Source organism: Bacillus cereus group sp. TH152-1LC (assembly GCF_027710505.1).
In the GTDB taxonomy this organism is placed as follows: Bacteria; Bacillota; Bacilli; order Bacillales; family Bacillaceae_G; genus Bacillus_A; species Bacillus_A mobilis.
In genome coordinates, this window is record NZ_JAQFNK010000005.1 from 198,451 (window position 1) to 217,173 (window position 18,723).

Sequence of the window (18,723 nt, forward strand, 5' to 3'; positions counted from 1 at the left end):
GATTGATATAGTTAGTGTTTTAAAGCTAATAAATGGTCATGAAAAGATAAAAAGGCTTATGCTCATTTGCTATGTGTATTTTGACATAAGAGGGGATTCAGTATAGGCACTAACCGCTTCTACACATTGCGGATGCTTTCTCCCATCTAAAAAAAGAAAGGTTTTACAAATAATTCATTTATATAGAAAAAATAAACCTCTCCGCAAGCAGAGAGGTTTATTCATGAAATTAACTCGAATGGCTTATTGTAATAATTTAGAAACCATTTGTGGAGTTTGGTTTGCTTGAGAAAGCATGCTGATACCAGCTTCGTTCAAGATTTTGAACTTAGTCATTTCAGACATTTCTTTCGCCATGTCAGCGTCTTCGATTTGAGAAGCAGCTGAAGCCATAGCAGAAGATTGGCTCTTAAGGTTGTTTACGTTAAAGTCTAAGCGGTTTAATGTAGCACCTAGAGTCGCACGGTTGTCAGCAACTGTTTTAAGAGCTGCATCAATCTTTTTAATTGCATCTAGTGAGTCAACATTACCTGCGCCAGCTCCTACCATTTTTACTGTTTTAAATACTTGACCAATTTCTTTTGCAGTAGCAGCTGATGAGTTGTCATTGTAGTTTTTAAATGCATCAGTTAATTTTTGTACATCCTCTTTGCTTAAAGTATCTTTGATTTTATCAAACTCAGCTTTAGCTAATGCTACTTTTCCTGAATGAGTTTCAGCAGCAGGAGCAGGATTTGTAACTGCATCAGCTGCGTTCTTTAAGTCATCGAATACATTTGTAGCGTCAGCGAAATTATTTTCATCGACTGTTTTTAAAGCAGTAGCGTTTAAAGCAGTGTAAATTGCTTTTGCATTTTGATCTGATCTAGATGCGGCGAAATCATTAAATGCAGTATTGATTGAATTTTTTCCGTTTGTATCGTATAAATCTTTAACTTTATCAAATGCTTCTTTAGCTGCAATAACAGCTTCGTCTCTATTTGCTGGTGAAACGAAATTGTCATGATTAAGGGCATTTAAAGAATCTCTAGCCGCTTGAAGTTCAACAGAAGAATTAGAACTGTTTCCAATAGCAAGATCTTTAATTCCTAATTTATCAAGAGTAACAGCTTTTAAATCAATTCCAATTTGTTTTGAACCGCTATCTGAATCAAGCGTTTGGATATTGATTGTTTGGTTTTCTTTTAATAGGTTTTTATCATTGAATTGAGTGTTGTCAGCAATATAAGTGATTTGCTTTTGTAATTCACCAAATTCTTTTTGTAATGCAACCTTATTTTGGTCAGTGTTCGTACCGTTCGCAGATTGGTTGGCGATGTCACGCATACGAAGTAAGATGTTAGATACTGAATTCATTGCTGAATCAGCTGTACGAATTAATGACATACCGTCTTGTGTGTTGTTAGCAGCTACACTTAATCCGCTTTCACGTGCACGCATACGAGTTGCGATTGCAAGACCTGCCGCATCGTCTGAAGCGTTGTTGATACGTTTACCGCTTGATAAACGATCCATAGCGTTACTCATTTTAGTTTGGTTTTGACGCATGTATTCTTGTGTACGCATGCTATTAATGTTTGTATTAATTCTCATGTAAAAGAACCCCCATTTTTTTATATTGACTTTTCTGCAAATTGAAAAACGGTAATATGCGAAAAAATCGATTTCGAATTTATTGTAAGCCTTGCTATAATAGGTGTCAACTGAAAATTTGAATTAATAAATATAAAAAAATAACAGTTTAACAATTTAGTCGTTTTTTTATTACAATATAATTGCAAAGGATTATTGCAAACTTTACGAAAAAACTCTAATATTAGATTATCTTTGTTTACCGAAAAGGTGATATTATGGTAGTTGGAAATATAGTAAAAGAAGTACTTGCATATAAAAAAGGACAGTTTCAGCAAAAGTTAAGTAGTCCGCAGGCGTTTGTTAGTAGTAGGTTTCAAGAGAAGTTGCAAAGCGAGCCTATGAAGGAAACGAAGGCTACTACACAGCCGGAAAAAGTAGAGGATATGAGTCAGCCGGTACAATCTACGAAAATAGAAACTCTTGTTAATAAAGGTGATTCTAGTAAAGTAGAGGAAGTAAGTAAGTCGGAAGAGAAGCCAGAAACGAAGAAAGTTGATGAAGTACAAGTTGCACAAAAAGAGTTTGAACGACGTTTCCCGGAAACGAAAAATGAGGCTGTTGATACGTGGGGATTAACGAAGAAGTATAATATTCAAAAAATACATTCTTCAAATGAAGGGAAGTATGAGGATATTATTGATCGCGTGAGCCGTTCATACGGAATTCCGAAAACGTTAATTCAAAAAATGATTGAAGTAGAGTCTAATTTCAATCCGAAAACGGTGTCGCATGCAGGGGCGATGGGGCTTATGCAGCTTATGCCGGCGAATGTGAAAGAGATGGGGATAAAAAATCCATTTTCACCAGCTGAAAGTATTGAAGGTGGCGTGAAAGAGTTAAGCGGTTATTTAAAGAAAAATAACGGTGATTTAGTATTAGCGCTTGCTTCTTATAATGCTGGTCCTGGTAATGTGAGAAAGTACGGAGGCGTACCTCCATTTAAAGAAACGCAAGGATATATTAAAAAAATATTAAATATCGACGTTTCGAAATAAGAAATTTCATTTATATAAATAGAGAACATGAAATTTTCGTGAACATGATATGGGAGTTGGCTAGATTTGAAATTACAAGATGATATTCCGTTAACAATTTATTTTGAAATCGGAAATACGAAAAAGAAAATTGAAGATCTGCTTCATATTACAAAAGGTACATTGTATCGTCTTGAAAATTCAACGAAAAATACGGTGCGTCTTATGCTTGAGAATGAAGAGATTGGAACCGGAAAGATTTTGACGAAAAATGGAAAGATGTACGTTGAAATCGTTGAATTGAAAAGGTAGGGAAGGGGATTTTCATGAGTGGCGATAAATTAAGCCAAGAGCAAATTGATGCCCTGCTGAAGGCGGTAAATGAAGGCGAGGAAATGCCAGCTTTCGCACAAGAAGCAGGGAAGCAAGATAAATTTCAAGAGTATGATTTTAATAGACCGGAGAAGTTCGGTGTTGAACATTTACGTAGTTTGCAAGCGATTGCTTCTACGTTTGGTAAACAGACATCACAGACGTTATCTGCACGTATGCGTATTCCGATTGAGTTAGATCCTTCGACAGTGGAGCAAGTTCCGTTTACGAGTGAGTATGTGGAGAAAATGCCGAAAGATTATTATTTATATTGCGTCATTGACCTCGGACTTCCAGAGCTTGGAGAAATTGTTATTGAGATTGATTTAGCATTTGTTATTTATATTCATGAGTGTTGGCTTGGCGGAGATAGTAAACGTAATTTTACGATGCGTAGACCGTTAACTGCATTTGAGTTTTTAACGCTTGATAATATTTTTGCACTTCTATGTAAAAATTTAGAGCAATCGTTTGAAAGTGTTGTGGCAATTAAACCGAAATTTGTGACGACTGAGACGGATCCGAATGCATTAAAGATTACGACAGCGAGCGATATCATTTCATTACTGAACGTAAATATGAAAACGGATTTTTGGAATACGACGGTGCGTATCGGTATTCCGTTCTTATCTGTTGAAGAAATTATGGATAAGTTAACGTCTGAAAATATTGTCGAACATTCTTCGGATAAGCGTAAAAAGTATACGTCTGAAGTGGAAGTGAAAGTAAATCAAGTGTTTAAACCTGTTCATGTTGCGATTGGTGAGCAGAAGATGACAATGGGTGACATTGAACAAATTGAAGAAGGCGATATTATTCCGCTTCATACGAAAGTTTCGGATGAATTGCTTGGTTTTGTAGATGGAAAGCATAAATTTAATTGTTTTATTGGAAAAGATGGAACGCGTAAGGCGCTCCTATTTAAAAGTTTTGTAGAGTAGGAGGATCCATATGAAGCATGAAGTATCTCCTGTGTCATTAATGGGATTAGAAGAATTTGCAGGAAAGCGAAATGAAGCGGGTAAAGCACATATTGATACTGTTTCGGATATTTCGATTGAACTTGGTGTAAAGCTTGGGAAATCATCTATTACGCTCGGTGATGTGAAAGAGTTAAAAGTGGGCGATGTTCTTGAAGTAGAGAAAAACTTAGGGCATAAAGTAGATGTGTATTTAAGTAATATGAAAGTCGGCATAGGTGAAGCAATCGTAATGGACGAGAAGTTCGGTATTATCATTTCTGAAATTGAAGCTGACAAGAAGCAAGCTGCGCTTATGAAAGCGCAAAGTCAAATGCTAGATAAAGAGTAGAGGAGGAGTCATATGTCGTATATGACGACCTTATTTCAAGTCGTTTTACTGTTTGGTGCGCTCGGCTACGGTGCATATTATATGACGAAAAAGACGCGCAAGCAGCAGTTTTTTAAACAAGGTGAAAATGGCCATATTCAAGTGAAAGACGGCGTGTATTTAAATCATCAAACGAGCGCTTTTTTATTTGAAGTAGACGGCAAGCAAGTGTTCACTGTTATTAGTAATAACGGTGTACAATCTGTGCAATTAACAGGAACAGGAAATCAGTTTCAACAAGCGCTAGAAGATGCGGTGAAGAGTGAAACGAAAAAAGTAGAGGATCCATCATGAGAATAAAGAAACAGTTATCATTATTAGCCGTTATTTTCGTATTTTCTATCGTTTTTTCAATTATTTTTGTAAATCCAGCGTATGCGGCCCAAAACGGTTTTATTAATTTCGAAAATGGAAAAGAGTTTACGAGTAATTCAAGTGTACAGTTATTTGCGCTCGTTACCCTTTTATCATTATCTTCTTCTATCGTTCTATTATTTACACATTTTACTTATTTTATGATCGTTCTTGGGATTACACGTCAAGGACTTGGGGTAATGAATTTACCACCGAACCAAGTACTCGTTGGACTTGCCTTATTTTTATCACTCTTTACGATGCAGCCTGTACTTGGGCAGCTGAAGAGCGATGTGTGGGATCCGATGACGAAAGAGAAAATAACTGTAAGTCAAGCTGCGGAGACGACAGCTCCAATTATGAAAGAGTATATGTCAAAACATACGTATAAGCATGATTTAAAGATGATGCTGAAAGTGCGCGGAGAAGAGTTACCGAAAGATTTGAAAGATCTTTCTTTATTTACGCTCGTGCCATCTTTTACGTTAACGCAAATTCAAAAAGGATTGTTAACGGGGATGTTCATTTATTTAGCGTTTGTATTTATAGATTTGATTATTAGTACACTTTTAATGTACCTCGGGATGATGATGGTACCGCCGATGATTTTAAGTCTACCATTTAAAATACTCGTTTTCGTATATTTAGGTGGATATACAAAAATCGTCGACATAATGTTTAAAACGGTCGCCTGAAGCGTTTGATGCTATGTGATAGGAGTCATATAAATGAATACGTCACCAATTATAGATATTTTTCAAACCTTTTTTTATAAAGGGGTTATGATTTTAATGCCGGTTGCCGGTGTAAGTATGATTGTCGTTATTATTATCGCTGTCATTATGGCGATGATGCAAATTCAAGAGCAAACGCTGACGTTTTTACCGAAAATGGCGAGTATTGTACTCGTTATTATCATTTTAGGTCCGTGGATGTTTCAAGAGTTAACGACACTTATTTTAGATTTATTTGATAAAATCCCATCGCTATTGCGTTCGTACTAAGATAGGTGAACTGAAATGAATATGGAATTATGGGCGGCGACGTTTTTGGCGTTTTGCCGCATTACTTCATTTTTATATTTTTTACCGTTTTTCTCAGGTCGATCCATTCCAGCGATGGCGAAGGTTACAGTAGGACTTGCTCTTTCGATTACAGTTGCCGATCAAGTTGATGTCTCTCACATAAAGACAACTTGGGACGTAGCAGCTTATGCAGGTACGCAAATTGTAATTGGATTATCGCTTTCAAAAATTGTAGAAATGCTGTGGAATATTCCAAAAATGGCTGGGCATATTTTAGACTTTGATATCGGTTTATCACAGGCAAGTTTGTTTGATGTAAATGCAGGTTCACAGTCTACTTTACTTTCAACCATTTTTGATATATTTTTTCTCATTATTTTTATTTCACTTGGCGGCATTAATTATTTCGTTGCCACGATTTTAAAGTCGTTTCAATATACAGAGGCGATTTCAAAATTGCTGACGACTAGTTTTCTAGATAGTCTACTCGCAACGTTATTATTTGCGATTACATCAGCGGTTGAAATTGCTCTTCCGCTTATGGGAAGTTTGTTCATCATTAACTTTGTTTTAATTTTAATCGCAAAAAACGCTCCGCAATTAAACGTTTTTATGAATGCGTACGTCATTAAAATTACATGTGGTATTTTGTTTATTGCGATGAGTGTACCGATGCTTGGTTATGTGTTTAAAAATATGACGGACGTATTGCTTGAGGAATATACAAAACTATTTAACTTTTTCTTAACGAAGTAGGGGGACGCGCATGGCAAAGGATAATAAAACAGAAAAGGCCACCCCGCAGAAGCGTAAGAAATCGCGTGAAGAAGGGAATATTGCCCGGAGTAAAGATTTAAATAATTTATTTTCCATACTTGTATTGGCAGTTGTCGTTTACTTTTTCGGAGATTGGTTAGGGTTTGAGATTGCAAACTCTGTAGCGGTGTTGTTTGATCAAATTGGAAAAAATACAGATTCAACCGAGTATTTTTATTTAATGGGTATTTTATTACTAAAAGTATCAGCACCGATATTAATACTCGTATACGCTTTTCATTTATTTAATTATATGATTCAAGTCGGTTTCTTATTTTCTTCTAAAGTCATTAAGCCGAAAGCTTCACGTATTAATCCGAAAAACTATTTTACGAGATTGTTTAGTCGTAAAAGTTTAGTAGATATTTTGAAATCACTATTTTATATGGGATTAATCGGTTACGTCGCTTACATTCTGTTTAAAAAGAATTTAGAGAAGATCGTGAGTATGATTGGATTTAACTGGACTGCGTCACTTACTGAAATTATTAGGCAAATTAAATTTATCTTTTTAGCTATTTTAATTATATTAATCGTTCTTTCTATTATTGATTTTATATATCAAAAGTGGGAATACGAACAAGATATTAAGATGAAAAAAGAAGAAGTAAAACGAGAGCATAAAGATAATGAAGGGGACCCGCAAGTAAAGGGGAAACGAAAAAACTTTATGCATGCCATCTTGCAAGGGACAATTGCGAAGAAAATGGATGGTGCAACGTTTATTGTAAACAACCCGACTCATATTTCGGTCGTACTTCGGTACAATAAACAGGTTGATGCGGCGCCAATTGTCGTTGCAAAAGGGGAAGATGAGCTCGCATTATATATACGAACGCTTGCCCGCGAACAAGAAATACCAATGGTGGAAAACCGTCCGCTTGCTCGTTCTTTATATTATCAAGTCGAGGAAGATGAGACGATTCCAGAAGATTTATACGTAGCTGTAATTGAAGTTATGCGCTATTTAATTCAAACGAATGAGCTTGAAGTATAATAGCGCGGTTGGAGGAGATCTCTTGTGTTTAAGATAGATTCTGCAAGAACCTATTTTTCTATCTTTCTAGCAGCGTCATTCGTAGTGGCGCTCTTAATTCCACTGCCACCATTTATACTTGATATCGTTATCGTTTTTCTACTAAGTATGTCAGTGCTTATTTATATGCGAGCAACAAGTATTAACGAGTGGGATGAATTAAAGTCATTTCCAACGATGTTGTTATTAATCGGGATTTTCCGCGTATCGATTAACGTATCGACGACGCGAGCGATTTTGACAGACGGAAATGCGGGGCATGTTATTGAAGAGTTCGGTCAGTTCGTAATTGGCGGGAACTTATTAATTGGTATCGTTATTTTTATAGTATTAATCATATTCCAGTTTATCGTTGCAAACGGTGCGTCTCGTACAGCTGAAGTTGCGGCTCGTTTTACACTTGATTCTTTACCCGGGAAACAAATGTCAATCGATGCAGATTTAAACCAGCGTATTATTACTGAAAAAGATGCACAGGCAAAACGAAAAAAGTTAAATATGGAAACAGAGTTTTACGGGGCGATGGATGGTGCCGGGAAGTTCATTAAAGGGGACGTTATTTTCGGGATTGTCATTTTATTCGTAAACATTATTTTCGGTTTAATTGTCGGCATGATGCAGCAAGGAATGAGCTTTGCAGATGCGGCTATTCACTATACACAGTTAACTGTCGGTGATGGAATCGTAAACCAAATTGGTTCATTAATGCTTGCGATTTCAACGGGTATTATCGTAACGCGTGTATTTGACGGTTCACCGGATACAGTAACGGAAGGTATCTTTAAAGAGTTATTAGCGCATGAAGTTGTTGTATATGCGCTTGGTGGTTTATTTATAGCAATGGGTATTTTTACTCCGCTACCATTTCTACCATTCGCACTCGTTGGTGGAACAATTATATTCTTAGGAGTTCGCAATAAAAACCGAATAAAGAAAGAAAAAGAAGACGAGCTTCAAAAAGAAATAGAAATGATTCAAGGCGAAGATGAGCAACTGCAACAAGTGGAAGATTCATTCGGAGTATTTACAGATAAATATCCAATTATAGTAGAACTCGGTTTAGATTTAGCAGCACTTGTAAAGCAGAAAATTAATGGGGAAACTGCTCGTGATAAAGTTGTTCTAATGAGGAAGTCGATTATTACCGATCTTGGTATTAACGTTCCTGGCATTAACTTTAAAGATAATACGAGTTTTAGACCACGCGGACGTTACATTATTCGTATTAAAGGTGCGAAGGCAGCTGAAGGTGTTTTAAAATCAGGGTACTTATTAGCACTGAAAACACCGAATGTAATGGCCGATTTAGATGCAGAACCAGCGAAAGATCCGATTTTCGGTGAAGATGGATATTGGATTTTAGAGCATATGGTACAAGATGCGCAGATGAAAGGCTATCAAGTATTAGAGCCACTTAGCATATTAATTACGCATTTAGATGTTATCGTTAGACGTAATCTTCATGAGTTAATTCAGCGTCAACATGTAAAAGACTTAATTAACTCACTTGAAAATGATAACGGTGTTTTATTAGAAGAGATTAAGAAGAAAGAAATCGACTTATCACTCGTTCAAAATGTTATTAAACAACTTTTAAAAGAAGGCATTTCTATTCGTGATTTACCAACCATTATTGAAGGTATTATTGATGGAAAAGAAATTTATCAAAACCACGTTGACGGTGTAACGTCATTCGTCCGTGAATGTATTTCAAAAGTTATTTGTGAAAATGCGAAAAATCCTGACGGTAAAATATACGCGGCGCTCTTCTCAGATTCAATCGAGTTAGATGCGGACGTTGTGAACAATTCTTATCAAGGTTATTTATTAAACTGGGATTTAGATTTAGAATCGCGAGTCGTTGAGCAAGTACAACGCGTATTTAAACAAGCCCGCTTAATGGGAAGAGAACCAGTATTATTAACGCGTAGAAAAGATTTCAGGTTTGCGATTGTAAGACTGCTAGAGCGTTATCAAATAGAAGCGCAAGTACTTTGTATTAGTGAATTAGCTCCAGAAATTGTTGTAGATCAAATTGCTTACATTGAATAGTAGGGGGTGAAGTAATGGAAAATACAGAAAAGAAAGAAGCGTTAATGCGAATAAAAGCAGCTTCGAAAAATGAATTGTATCGAAAGTTATTTGACCAATATGGTACAGATTATTATTACGTTGTCGATGAAAGTGTAAAACGAAATATCCCGTTTTTTTGGAAAAAGAATTATGAAATGTTAGTTGCTTTTCCAGAGGATAAACAAGAAGACGTGAACGAAGGTACAGCTCAATTTCATGAACAATTAATGGATGTTGTGAACGATCCTTCAGAACAAATTGTGAAGGCGAACGGAATTCAATCGGTACTGCACAATTTAGAAAACGTGACGACTTCTATGTCATATGCGGCGATGCAAACAGGAAATAGTGAAGAATGGACAAGAAAGAAAGAGAAACTATTAAAGATGTTTGAAAAAGGTATCGTCGTTGTGAAACAGACGGAAGAAACGAAAGTAACGAAAAAGAAAAAAACTGTGAAAAAAGTCGTTCCTGTCAAGAAAGAAGAAGTGGTTGTAAAAAAAGAAAAGCAAGAATCTGTACCGTTTATTATTCAAAAAGTAATTCGCATGCTAGAGCAAAACGATGTAGAACAATACTTCATTCATGCATATGCTGAAAAGTTAAAAGTGAAGTTTGAGAATGCGACGATGATTACAGAAGAAGAAGTGATCGGATATATATTAGAAGATATGAGATCTCATTTCAACACAGAAAACGTATTTGAAAAAGAAGTACAAACAATTGCATTAATCGGTCCAACTGGAGTTGGAAAAACGACGACACTTGCGAAAATGGCATGGCAGTTTCACGGTAAGAAAAAAACGGTTGGTTTTATTACGACAGACCATTCACGCATTGGAACAGTGCAGCAACTGCAAGATTACGTAAAAACAATGGGATTTGAAGTAATCGCTGTACGTGATGAAGCTGCAATGACAAGGGCGCTAACGTATTTTAAAGAAGAAGCGTGCGTCGATTATATTTTAATTGATACAGCTGGAAAAAATTATCGTGCGTCTGAAACAGTGGAAGAAATGATTGAAACGATGGGACAAGTAGAGCCAGATTATATTTGTTTAACGTTATCAGCATCGATGAAAAGTAAAGACATGATTGAAATCATTACGAATTTTAAAGATATTCATATTGATGGTATCGTATTTACGAAATTTGATGAAACAGCTAGTAGTGGTGAATTGTTGAAAATTCCAGCAGTATCATCGGCTCCAATTGTATTAATGACAGATGGACAAGACGTGAAGCAACATATACATATCGCTACAGCTGAACATTTAGCGAAACAAATGTTGCAAACATCCTAGAAAAGAGGTGAAGGATAAGGCAACCGCCTTATTCAAATAAGTATGAACGGTCTTTATATAGGTTCTATGGGTATGATGAATTACATGCAGCGTATTAATGTTCATTCGAATAACGTTGCAAATGCTCAAACGACAGGATTTAAAGCAGAAAATATGACTTCTAAAGTATTTGATGTACAAGACACATATCGCCGTGGTGATGGCATGAACACGAATATTGGTAAAGTTGATTATGCAGTTGTACCAGCTGCAACGCATGTGAACTTAGTACAAGGAAATATACAAATGACAAATAGTGCTACAGACTTCTTTTTAGATGACGGTGCGGCCGGCACATCATCATTTTTCGTGACATCTAAAAACGATGAAACGTTTTTAACGAGAGATGGTAGTTTTACAGTAAATAGTGATCGTGATCTGCAAACATCATCTGGTGCTTATGTTATGGATGTAAATAATGAACGTATTAAAATTCCGGAAAATGTTAATTTCTTCGTATCTAATAATGGAGAAATTTATAGAGAAGTTAATGATGGAACTTTACAAAACCCAGATATTAAGAGAATAGTAATAGCACAGTTGCAAACAAAAACAGTAGATGCAGAAGCAAATGCACGTCTAATGCAAAGAGAGAACAAAAGTTTTACACTAGCAGAAGGAAACATTGCTGATTTACCGAACGGAACAGGGGCAGTGAAAAATCATATGCTAGAAAATTCAAATGTAGATTTGACGAAAGAGATGGCTGATCTTATGACAGATCAAAAAATGATTTCAGCATCACAACGCGTTATGACTTCATTTGATAAAATTTATGAAAAAGAAGCGAATGAAATATTGAGATAAGAGACTGACTTCCCATAGCGGAAGTCTTTTTTTATTATTGCTTTTATTTCGGTTACACCATAAAATGATAATGATTATCAATATCATTTTATCTTTTTTCATAAGAATGGAATTTCATAATGACAGCAACATTGCTTAACTAGGTAAATTAAAAATAAGGGGATGGTGTGTATGTCTATAAAAAAACAACTTTGCATTGGATTATGTTTAATTTCTAGAAAGAAAGAAGAAGATAGTATATTTGATTCAGGAATTAACGAGCAAGTAGAGTTAGCAAAACAGGCAGAAAAATCGAAGTTAGATTTTGTTTTTAAAGCGGATTATTTAGTGGCGCATCCGGATTTAATTGCTCGTAATAAAGGGAATGTCATTTTAGATCCGACTTTACTGTTTACTGCTATTGCGTATGCAACAGAAAAAATTGGAGTCGTTACGACTGCTTCAACGTCGTTTTATCCACCATATATATTAGCGAGGCAATTACAATCTTTACACTGGATTAGTAATGGGCGAGTAGGGTGGAATATTGTTACTTCCATTGATGGTGCTGAAAACTTTGGCGAGAAAGGAATGCCATCATCTGAGGAACGATACGCGAAAGCGGCAGAATGTACAGCGTTAGTAAGAAAACTTTGGGGAAGTCATCCCAATGAAGTTTTGAAAGTAGATAATCCGGATGTTATTAGAGAGATGGTAAAACCTATTGAGCATAATGGCGAATACTTTAAGGTGAAAGGTCCACTTAATATTCCGCAGCATATTGCAGGGGAAATGCCATTATTTCAAGCTGGTGCTTCAGAATCAGGGCGGGATTTTGCTGCTTCTGTTGCAGATGCAATTTTTGCTGCAACGCCAGATGTAGAGTCCGGAATGGAACTGCGTCAAGATTTAAGAAGAAGAGCAGAACAGCATGGCCGTAACCAAGATGATATACGCGTATTGCCTGGACTATATTTCTTTATCGATGATACATATGAAGAAGCGTTAGAAATGCATAGGCAAGCACATCAACATCTCACAAAAGAGAAGAGATACTCGTTACTCGAAATGGTTCTCGGGCTAGATGCGAGAGGGATTCCGCTAGAAAGTAAGATTACGGAAGAGATGCTACCAAGTCGGGATCAAACTGTTCGCAGTAAAACACACGCAGAATTATTACGGAACTACATTATTAAAAATGAACCAACTGTTGAACAAATACTAGAACGACCAGAAGTTGTTGGTTCGGCTCATTGGGTTGCGGTTGGTACAGCGCAAGACGTTGCGAAACAAATTATGGATAGGTTTGAGGCGGGAGCGTTAGATGGATTTATTGCTATCCCAGGAGGACCTCCAAAGTCACTAGATCTATTCTTTAGTGAAGTTATTCCTTTATTCGTGAAGGCCGGTGTATTTAGGAAAGAGTATGCAGGTTCTACTTTACGGGAGTATTTGGAGGAGAATCTATTAAATACGCTGCAGCTAAAATAAGTGGAATAGTATGTAGAAAAAGCCTTTTAATTAGAAGGCTTTTTATTTTTGGGTTAAATTTCAGAATTATCAATTGACTTTGTGGGTCTGTTTTTTTATATTAGTAGGTATACCAATAACTACTAATGTATATGTATCGTTTTGAGATGAGAGTTATATATAATGTGAGGGGTTACCGATGGATGAGATTATAAAGGAATTACAAAAGTTAGGTTTTTCCCAGTATGAATGTAAAGCGTATATTGGACTACTAAAACATTCCCCAGTAACAGGATATGAAGTGAGTAAGCAAACAGGGGTACCTCGTTCGATGATTTATGAAGTACTTGGTAAATTAATGGATAAAGGAGCAGTGCATATCGTTCCTACTGAACCAGTGAAATATGTACCAGTACCAGCTACGGAGTTAATGAATCGAATGCGAAAAGATTTTGAAAAGTCCTTTGAATTTTTAGACCAGAAATTAAATGGTTTAGAACAAGAGCGAAAAATAGATGTAATTTCGCATATTCGCTCAAATGATCGTGTTGTAAAAGAAATATGCAATATAATTAATAGGGCGAAGGAAGAGTTATGGATTTCTGTATGGGAAGATCAAGTGCATGAAATTGAACCATATATTCATCAAAAAGAAGAGGAAGGCGTACATATATTTTCAATCTTATTTGGCGCTCCCCATACAAAAATAGGTGCGACGTTTCACCATAATTATATGAGGCCCCACGTTGTTGAAAAGAGAATGGGTGGTCATTTAACTGTTATTGCTCGGGATGGAGAGGAAGTATTAATTGCGAACTTCTCAAATGATAGCACTTCATGGGCCGTTACAACATATGATCCAGCACTAGTTCTCGTTGCTACAGAGTATGTGCGGCACGATATTATGATTGAAGAAATCACAAAGGAATTTGGAGCTGATAAGCTAGATACGTTATGGCGTGAAAATATTGATTTAGTTCATGTCGTAACAGGAAAACGAATGATGAAAGGAATGGAGGATGATATGGATGGGTAAAGCTCAGGCACATGTAGCTTTGCAGAGCGATGATACATTTCAGCAAGGAGTAAAAGATTGTTTACCGACTGTATTTGGTTATTTGAGCATCGGTATAGCAGCTGGTGTAATTGCAAAAACAGCAGGTTTCTCTATCATTGAAATTGCGTTTATGTCCACTTTAATTTATGCAGGTTCTGCTCAATTTATATTAGCTGGTATGTATGCAGCGGGTGCTCCTGCTTCAGCAATCATTTTCACCGTCTTTTTTGTTAATTTACGCCACCTTCTAATGAGTGCGGCCCTTGCACCATACTTTACGAAACTTCCTCTATTAAAAAACGTAATGATCGGTTCTCAAATTACAGATGAAACGTTCGGCGTTGCAGTGCAACACGCAGCGCAAAAAGGATATGTAGGCGACAGATGGATGATGGGGTTAAATGTAACAGCATATTTAAATTGGATTCTTGCTACCATTATTGGTGGGTTATTTGGTGAGTGGATACCGGATCCGCATACGTACGGGATGGATTATGCATTACCAGCAATGTTTATCGGATTATTTGTCCTTCAGCTCATAAGTAGTAAACCAAAACTAGCAATTCATCTTACTGTTGCAATTGTAGCGATTATAATCGCATACGTTTCACACTTATTTATGCCAGATAGTATAGCGGTTATTATCGCAACGTTACTAGCTGCGACGATTGGAGTTGTGATTGAAAAATGGAAATGAGATTGGAAGTACTATTACTTTTACTAGCGGCAGGAGCTGTCACACTCGTGCCACGTATTTTACCTCTACTCGTATTTAGCAAACTTCAAATTCCAGACTGGGGTTTAAAATGGTTAAATTACATACCAATTGCGATATTAGCAGCACTTTTAGCCCAAGTTTTATTTATGCATGAGACGATGCAGTGGGATTACCTTATCGCAGCAATCCCGACATTTCTTGTTGCAATATATACTCGTAGTTTATTAGGTACAGTATTAACGGGAGTGATTGTGATTATTTTGTTACGTTTCTTTTTCTAAAAAGGATTACGCTCATATAATAGCGAAAAGTGTAATAACATGAACGATATAGGGGTGGTGTTATGGTACTTTTAACGATAGGAGCAATTTTGTTAACGTTGTTTATTTTCTTTGTTATCGGCTTTATTACGTTTATGATGTTTGTTGATAGGGCGACACCTCAAATATATTACACACCTTGTGAATCAGTGACAGTGAAAACTAAAGGTAAACATAGAAGGAAGAAAAGCTGAAAGTTGGCTTTTCTTCCTTTTCTATTACATCCCCGAAAGAACTAACAACAATAACCCAAATAGAAAACTAATAAAAGAAAGAAAACCGATACATATTGAGAATACACGATTATTTCTCCATTCGCGCCAGAAAACGATAGAACCTAAAATACAAAGGAAAAACCAAATGGATAAGAATATGAACTCGCTAACTTTCTCCGGGAGTAACGTATAAAAAGTTGTTACATATAAGATCAAATTTGTAAAAAATAAAATGCAAACGATAATAGATTGTAAGTGGGGGCGTTTAAAAAACTCCCCTTTTTTTACGGTTATAAAAATGATAGTTAGCGCTGCGAAAAAGGCAATGAATATGAAAAGAAGTAAGAGTAAGGTAAGTGTCATTTAGAGCCCCTTTATCCCACTTTAATGGGCAGTAAGACCCCCACCTCCAAATTCAGCGAAAGTAAAGAAGTTAGGCGGGGGATCAACTGCCCATAAAAGTCCGATTGGTGAGGGCTAATAATCAGTGGGGGATGAAGAAAACCACCACTGATTAAAGTTTCACTTTATAAGATTATTCTTGCAAGGAATGAATCTATTATATTGTATGCCTGTTTTGTAGAGTTCTCGTTATATTTTTCAGTGTACGGATTCAGAAATCCATGTTCACCGTGTAGTTTTTGTATTTCTAGTAAAGGATTATTTTGTTCCTGCAATGTTTGAATTAAAGTGGATACTGAAAAACTAGCTTCTTTTTCAGGGAAAATAAGTAGGGTAGCACATGTTGGTTTCATATGAATATAGTCACGTATACGGGAACTATAACATCCGATAATAAAATCTATTTTCGGATTGTTACTGCATAGCCATGAGATGGTAGCACCAACACTAAAGCCGATAAGTCCAATATGTGTGTAACGACTAGAAAGACGAGTAATAAATTCTTCAATTTGCTTTTTTCCATCATCAAATCCAATATGATTCATAAAAAAATGATATGCTATTTCTTCATCACTGTAATGAAATGCATGCTGCGATTGTAGAAGATTCGGACAGAATACATCGATATGAGATGAAGTGAAGTGTTGGGTAACGTGATGCATATGGTCGTTCACACCATATATTTCATGAACAGCAACGAGAGCTAATTGTTTCTTCACCGTTACAATGTACCTCTATGAAACTTGAATTCTTTCTCAACACGGCAAATGCGTAGGTGGAAGTTTTCATACCATTGCTCACGGCCTCTTTTTTTCGCTTCTTTATGTAAGGCGTTTTGTTTCCAATTGTCAATTGCTTCAAGTGATTCCCAATAAGAAATGGTAATTCCGAGTCCCGCATGATCACGTGCACTTTCTACACCTAAAAATCCAGGTTGCTGTTTTGCAAGTTCCTCCATTTTGTCTGCAACGCTACTATAATCTGTCGTATCATTTGATAAATGAGAAGTGAATATAACTGCATAATAATGCTTGTTTTTTTCTAAATCAAATTTCATTATCTTTCCTCCTTAATATATAGTGCGAATAATTCATTCATAGTTTGTATTTTAGCAGGTTAAAAAAAGAAAAGAAGTAGAAGATTCTTATTTTTTAAGTTGTTGTAAAACAAGAGGTATAGAGAATTTATATGAAAGTAAGAAAAATGCCACTTCAAAAATGAAGTGGCATTTTTTATATTTCCTCTAAGCTATTAACTGGAACAGTTAATTCGCGTCCTGGATTTTTTACTTCATATATGCGGGCGGTTTCGTTGTTTTCATCGACGTGTTGAATGGTAACAGGCATGCCTTGAAAACTGACATTCGCTTGTTCTGATGATACAGAAAGCTCTTTTGCACGTTGAATATTCATTTATATTCCTCCCATCATTATTATCTTTGCTAAAAAAGAGGAATAATATACCATTTCGAGACATTCTTAAAGTTTTTGTATTATTTGTAATGTTTCTTTAATAAATGCAGAGAAAATAGAATCTGGATACGATTGTATCATTTCATTTGCTTTTGTTGCTTCTTCAAGAGCTCTTTTTTTATCATTTAGTTTGACGTAACAAAGTGCACGATATGCACCTGCTGTTGTAAGCCACGATTGATCAAGCGGATGGTTCATATAATCTGGTATAATAGCACGTTGCAATGCTTGTAAAGCTTCTTCGTAACGTTTTAATCCGTATAAAGCTTTTCCTTTTTCAAGATAATACAATCCGTCGTCTTGAAAAATGGGCTGATCTTTTAGTTTTTCTCGAAATTGTTCTACATGTTTTAATGCTATTGTATATTCATTAATAATCGTGTTGTAGTAGTAAGCTTTTAAAATATCGATCATCGCAATGGATAGAGTGTCTTCTGTAAAAATGGCAAATTGCTCAGATTTTTTTATGTAATATAAATATTGTTCTTTATCAACTGTAATGGCTTTTTGATAAGATAAAATCCGGTAAAATACATCTGTTTTATAATACACTTGATGTTTTTTTGAAAATGCGAGTGTCTCTAATATCGTTTCTTCACATTTTTCATAATCGCCACATGCTAGTAATATGATGGCTTCATATAAACATAAATCAATATGTATAATAAGATCCATTTCTAAATGTTTCTCTTCATAATCATTTCTAATATTAGATATAAGTTGTAAACATTCTGCATACTTTTTACGTGTGAATATTGCAAAAGATAATTTTAATTTTGTTTCCGTACTGTCGCGGTATAACTTATATTTTTCAAAAATAGAAACAGCTTTTTCTACGTAAGATTCAATGTTGTAATCTTTTATAATCACTGCGGCAGTTACGAATTGTTTGTATATATGAGCCGTATTTAAAGTAGAAGGGAGCTCTTTTTGAACGATAGGTAGTAGGGACTCATACACTTCATCACATTTGTTTTCCTTTATGAGTTGCTCCATTTTTGTAATGAGTTCTACAGTTTCTCCATCATCATCTTCTAATAAAAAACTCGCTTCACATTCTAGTTTTTCAGCGATATATTGTAATGTTTTCATGGAAGGTGTAGCTTTTCCATTTTCAATTTGACTAAGCATACTTTTTGTAAGTTCCGAACCTGCCAGCTCTGTTTGTGTAAGTTTTTTTTCTTTACGTAGCGCTTTAATTTTTTCACCGAGAGTTGCCATATTATTGCTCCTTTATCGTTAAAAGTTAAATACAATTTAACTTTTTGTTGTAAAAATTGGAAAGTCGATTATATAATAAGTTTA

Annotated in this window: 23 protein-coding genes; 17 read left to right on the top strand and 6 right to left on the bottom strand. The window is 35.7% G+C overall.

Going from position 1 to position 18,723, the window contains the following annotated elements; all coding sequences use genetic code 11:
- Positions 1–243: 243 nt before the first annotated feature.
- The gene (locus tag PDL00_RS15350) at positions 244–1,593 is read right to left on the bottom strand and encodes a flagellin N-terminal helical domain-containing protein (RefSeq protein ID WP_270729885.1); all 1,350 of its coding nucleotides are present in this window, start codon (positions 1,591–1,593) and stop codon (positions 244–246) included.
- Positions 1,594–1,850: 257 nt separating this feature from the next.
- Between PDL00_RS15350 and PDL00_RS15355 the strand changes: the two genes are divergently transcribed.
- The 17 genes from PDL00_RS15355 (at position 1,851) to PDL00_RS15435 (ending at position 15,523) form a co-directional block, all read left to right on the top strand.
- A complete protein-coding gene (locus tag PDL00_RS15355; protein WP_270729887.1) occupies positions 1,851–2,630 on the top strand; it encodes a lytic transglycosylase domain-containing protein in 780 nt (259 codons plus the stop codon).
- Positions 2,631–2,696: 66 nt separating this feature from the next.
- Positions 2,697–2,921, top strand: a complete 225-nt coding sequence (locus PDL00_RS15360) for a flagellar motor switch protein FliN (RefSeq protein ID WP_000775712.1) — start codon at positions 2,697–2,699, stop codon at positions 2,919–2,921.
- Between the two features lie 14 nt (positions 2,922–2,935).
- Complete coding sequence (fliM, locus tag PDL00_RS15365; protein ID WP_063263673.1) at positions 2,936–3,922, top strand: flagellar motor switch protein FliM; 987 nt, start codon at positions 2,936–2,938, stop codon at positions 3,920–3,922.
- Between the two features lie 10 nt (positions 3,923–3,932).
- Positions 3,933–4,292, top strand: coding sequence for a flagellar motor switch protein FliN (gene fliN, locus PDL00_RS15370; RefSeq protein WP_000680019.1), 360 nt, complete (start codon positions 3,933–3,935; stop codon positions 4,290–4,292).
- A gap of 12 nt (positions 4,293–4,304) precedes the next feature.
- Positions 4,305–4,625, top strand: a complete 321-nt coding sequence (locus tag PDL00_RS15375; RefSeq protein WP_000121176.1) for a hypothetical protein — start codon at positions 4,305–4,307, stop codon at positions 4,623–4,625.
- Positions 4,622–5,380 carry a flagellar type III secretion system pore protein FliP gene (locus tag PDL00_RS15380; RefSeq protein WP_001220586.1) on the top strand — a complete coding sequence of 253 codons (759 nt, stop codon included), beginning with the start codon at positions 4,622–4,624 and terminating at the stop codon, positions 5,378–5,380. Before PDL00_RS15375 ends, PDL00_RS15380 begins: the two co-directional genes overlap by 4 nt.
- Before the next feature lie 33 nt (positions 5,381–5,413).
- Positions 5,414–5,689 (top strand): flagellar biosynthetic protein FliQ, encoded by a 276-nt coding sequence (locus PDL00_RS15385; protein WP_001098085.1) that lies wholly within the window; start codon positions 5,414–5,416, stop codon positions 5,687–5,689.
- Between the two features lie 15 nt (positions 5,690–5,704).
- Complete coding sequence (locus tag PDL00_RS15390) at positions 5,705–6,466, top strand: flagellar biosynthetic protein FliR (RefSeq protein WP_270729890.1); 762 nt, start codon at positions 5,705–5,707, stop codon at positions 6,464–6,466.
- Between the two features lie 10 nt (positions 6,467–6,476).
- Positions 6,477–7,523 carry a flagellar type III secretion system protein FlhB gene (flhB, locus tag PDL00_RS15395; protein WP_270729893.1) on the top strand — a complete coding sequence of 349 codons (1,047 nt, stop codon included), beginning with the start codon at positions 6,477–6,479 and terminating at the stop codon, positions 7,521–7,523.
- A 24-nt stretch (positions 7,524–7,547) separates the two neighbouring features.
- Positions 7,548–9,614 carry a flagellar biosynthesis protein FlhA gene (gene flhA, locus PDL00_RS15400; RefSeq protein WP_242250821.1) on the top strand — a complete coding sequence of 689 codons (2,067 nt, stop codon included), beginning with the start codon at positions 7,548–7,550 and terminating at the stop codon, positions 9,612–9,614.
- 14 nt (positions 9,615–9,628) lie between these two features.
- Positions 9,629–10,939: a flagellar biosynthesis protein FlhF gene (gene flhF, locus PDL00_RS15405; RefSeq protein WP_270729895.1), complete on the top strand. Its 1,311-nt coding sequence runs from the start codon at positions 9,629–9,631 to the stop codon at positions 10,937–10,939.
- Positions 10,940–10,981: 42 nt separating this feature from the next.
- Complete coding sequence (locus PDL00_RS15410) at positions 10,982–11,785, top strand: flagellar hook-basal body complex protein (protein ID WP_270729898.1); 804 nt, start codon at positions 10,982–10,984, stop codon at positions 11,783–11,785.
- A gap of 171 nt (positions 11,786–11,956) precedes the next feature.
- Complete coding sequence (locus PDL00_RS15415) at positions 11,957–13,255, top strand: NtaA/DmoA family FMN-dependent monooxygenase (protein ID WP_270729901.1); 1,299 nt, start codon at positions 11,957–11,959, stop codon at positions 13,253–13,255.
- Positions 13,256–13,433: 178 nt separating this feature from the next.
- Positions 13,434–14,270 carry a TrmB family transcriptional regulator gene (locus PDL00_RS15420; RefSeq protein ID WP_270729904.1) on the top strand — a complete coding sequence of 279 codons (837 nt, stop codon included), beginning with the start codon at positions 13,434–13,436 and terminating at the stop codon, positions 14,268–14,270.
- On the top strand, positions 14,263–14,988 hold the full coding sequence (locus PDL00_RS15425) for an AzlC family ABC transporter permease (RefSeq protein ID WP_270729906.1): 726 nt from the start codon (positions 14,263–14,265) through the stop codon (positions 14,986–14,988). Before PDL00_RS15420 ends, PDL00_RS15425 begins: the two co-directional genes overlap by 8 nt.
- Positions 14,979–15,290 (top strand): AzlD domain-containing protein, encoded by a 312-nt coding sequence (locus PDL00_RS15430; protein ID WP_149178305.1) that lies wholly within the window; start codon positions 14,979–14,981, stop codon positions 15,288–15,290. The genes PDL00_RS15425 and PDL00_RS15430 overlap by 10 nt, the downstream gene beginning before the upstream one ends.
- Positions 15,291–15,352: 62 nt before the next feature.
- Positions 15,353–15,523, top strand: a complete 171-nt coding sequence (locus PDL00_RS15435) for a DUF3951 domain-containing protein (RefSeq protein WP_242250826.1) — start codon at positions 15,353–15,355, stop codon at positions 15,521–15,523.
- Between the two features lie 24 nt (positions 15,524–15,547).
- On the opposite strand, the gene PDL00_RS15440 is transcribed toward PDL00_RS15435, so the two are convergent.
- From PDL00_RS15440 to PDL00_RS15460, 5 genes are all read right to left on the bottom strand, one after another.
- Positions 15,548–15,907 carry a hypothetical protein gene (locus PDL00_RS15440; protein WP_270729911.1) on the bottom strand — a complete coding sequence of 120 codons (360 nt, stop codon included), beginning with the start codon at positions 15,905–15,907 and terminating at the stop codon, positions 15,548–15,550.
- 164 nt (positions 15,908–16,071) lie between these two features.
- Entirely contained in the window at positions 16,072–16,665 is a 594-nt protein-coding gene (locus tag PDL00_RS15445) for a dienelactone hydrolase family protein (protein ID WP_270729913.1), read from the bottom strand.
- Positions 16,666–16,667: 2 nt separating this feature from the next.
- Positions 16,668–17,003 (bottom strand): antibiotic biosynthesis monooxygenase family protein, encoded by a 336-nt coding sequence (locus tag PDL00_RS15450; RefSeq protein ID WP_242250829.1) that lies wholly within the window; start codon positions 17,001–17,003, stop codon positions 16,668–16,670.
- A 175-nt stretch (positions 17,004–17,178) separates the two neighbouring features.
- Positions 17,179–17,358: an H-type small acid-soluble spore protein gene (locus PDL00_RS15455; RefSeq protein ID WP_016088502.1), complete on the bottom strand. Its 180-nt coding sequence runs from the start codon at positions 17,356–17,358 to the stop codon at positions 17,179–17,181.
- Between the two features lie 66 nt (positions 17,359–17,424).
- Entirely contained in the window at positions 17,425–18,639 is a 1,215-nt protein-coding gene (locus PDL00_RS15460; protein ID WP_242250830.1) for a helix-turn-helix domain-containing protein, read from the bottom strand.
- Positions 18,640–18,723 lie beyond the last annotated feature (84 nt).

Coding starts and splice junctions, on each gene's coding strand:
- PDL00_RS15350 (WP_270729885.1), bottom strand. CDS start 1,593: ATGAGAATTAATACAAACATTAATAGCATGCGTACACAAGAATACATG.
- PDL00_RS15355 (WP_270729887.1), top strand. CDS start 1,851: ATGGTAGTTGGAAATATAGTAAAAGAAGTACTTGCATATAAAAAAGGA.
- fliM (WP_063263673.1), top strand. CDS start 2,936: ATGAGTGGCGATAAATTAAGCCAAGAGCAAATTGATGCCCTGCTGAAG.
- fliN (WP_000680019.1), top strand. CDS start 3,933: ATGAAGCATGAAGTATCTCCTGTGTCATTAATGGGATTAGAAGAATTT.
- PDL00_RS15375 (WP_000121176.1), top strand. CDS start 4,305: ATGTCGTATATGACGACCTTATTTCAAGTCGTTTTACTGTTTGGTGCG.
- PDL00_RS15380 (WP_001220586.1), top strand. CDS start 4,622: ATGAGAATAAAGAAACAGTTATCATTATTAGCCGTTATTTTCGTATTT.
- PDL00_RS15385 (WP_001098085.1), top strand. CDS start 5,414: ATGAATACGTCACCAATTATAGATATTTTTCAAACCTTTTTTTATAAA.
- PDL00_RS15390 (WP_270729890.1), top strand. CDS start 5,705: ATGAATATGGAATTATGGGCGGCGACGTTTTTGGCGTTTTGCCGCATT.
- flhB (WP_270729893.1), top strand. CDS start 6,477: ATGGCAAAGGATAATAAAACAGAAAAGGCCACCCCGCAGAAGCGTAAG.
- flhF (WP_270729895.1), top strand. CDS start 9,629: ATGGAAAATACAGAAAAGAAAGAAGCGTTAATGCGAATAAAAGCAGCT.
- PDL00_RS15410 (WP_270729898.1), top strand. CDS start 10,982: ATGAACGGTCTTTATATAGGTTCTATGGGTATGATGAATTACATGCAG.
- PDL00_RS15415 (WP_270729901.1), top strand. CDS start 11,957: ATGTCTATAAAAAAACAACTTTGCATTGGATTATGTTTAATTTCTAGA.
- PDL00_RS15420 (WP_270729904.1), top strand. CDS start 13,434: ATGGATGAGATTATAAAGGAATTACAAAAGTTAGGTTTTTCCCAGTAT.
- PDL00_RS15425 (WP_270729906.1), top strand. CDS start 14,263: ATGGGTAAAGCTCAGGCACATGTAGCTTTGCAGAGCGATGATACATTT.
- PDL00_RS15430 (WP_149178305.1), top strand. CDS start 14,979: ATGGAAATGAGATTGGAAGTACTATTACTTTTACTAGCGGCAGGAGCT.
- PDL00_RS15435 (WP_242250826.1), top strand. CDS start 15,353: ATGGTACTTTTAACGATAGGAGCAATTTTGTTAACGTTGTTTATTTTC.
- PDL00_RS15440 (WP_270729911.1), bottom strand. CDS start 15,907: ATGACACTTACCTTACTCTTACTTCTTTTCATATTCATTGCCTTTTTC.
- PDL00_RS15450 (WP_242250829.1), bottom strand. CDS start 17,003: ATGAAATTTGATTTAGAAAAAAACAAGCATTATTATGCAGTTATATTC.
- PDL00_RS15455 (WP_016088502.1), bottom strand. CDS start 17,358: ATGAATATTCAACGTGCAAAAGAGCTTTCTGTATCATCAGAACAAGCG.
- PDL00_RS15460 (WP_242250830.1), bottom strand. CDS start 18,639: ATGGCAACTCTCGGTGAAAAAATTAAAGCGCTACGTAAAGAAAAAAAA.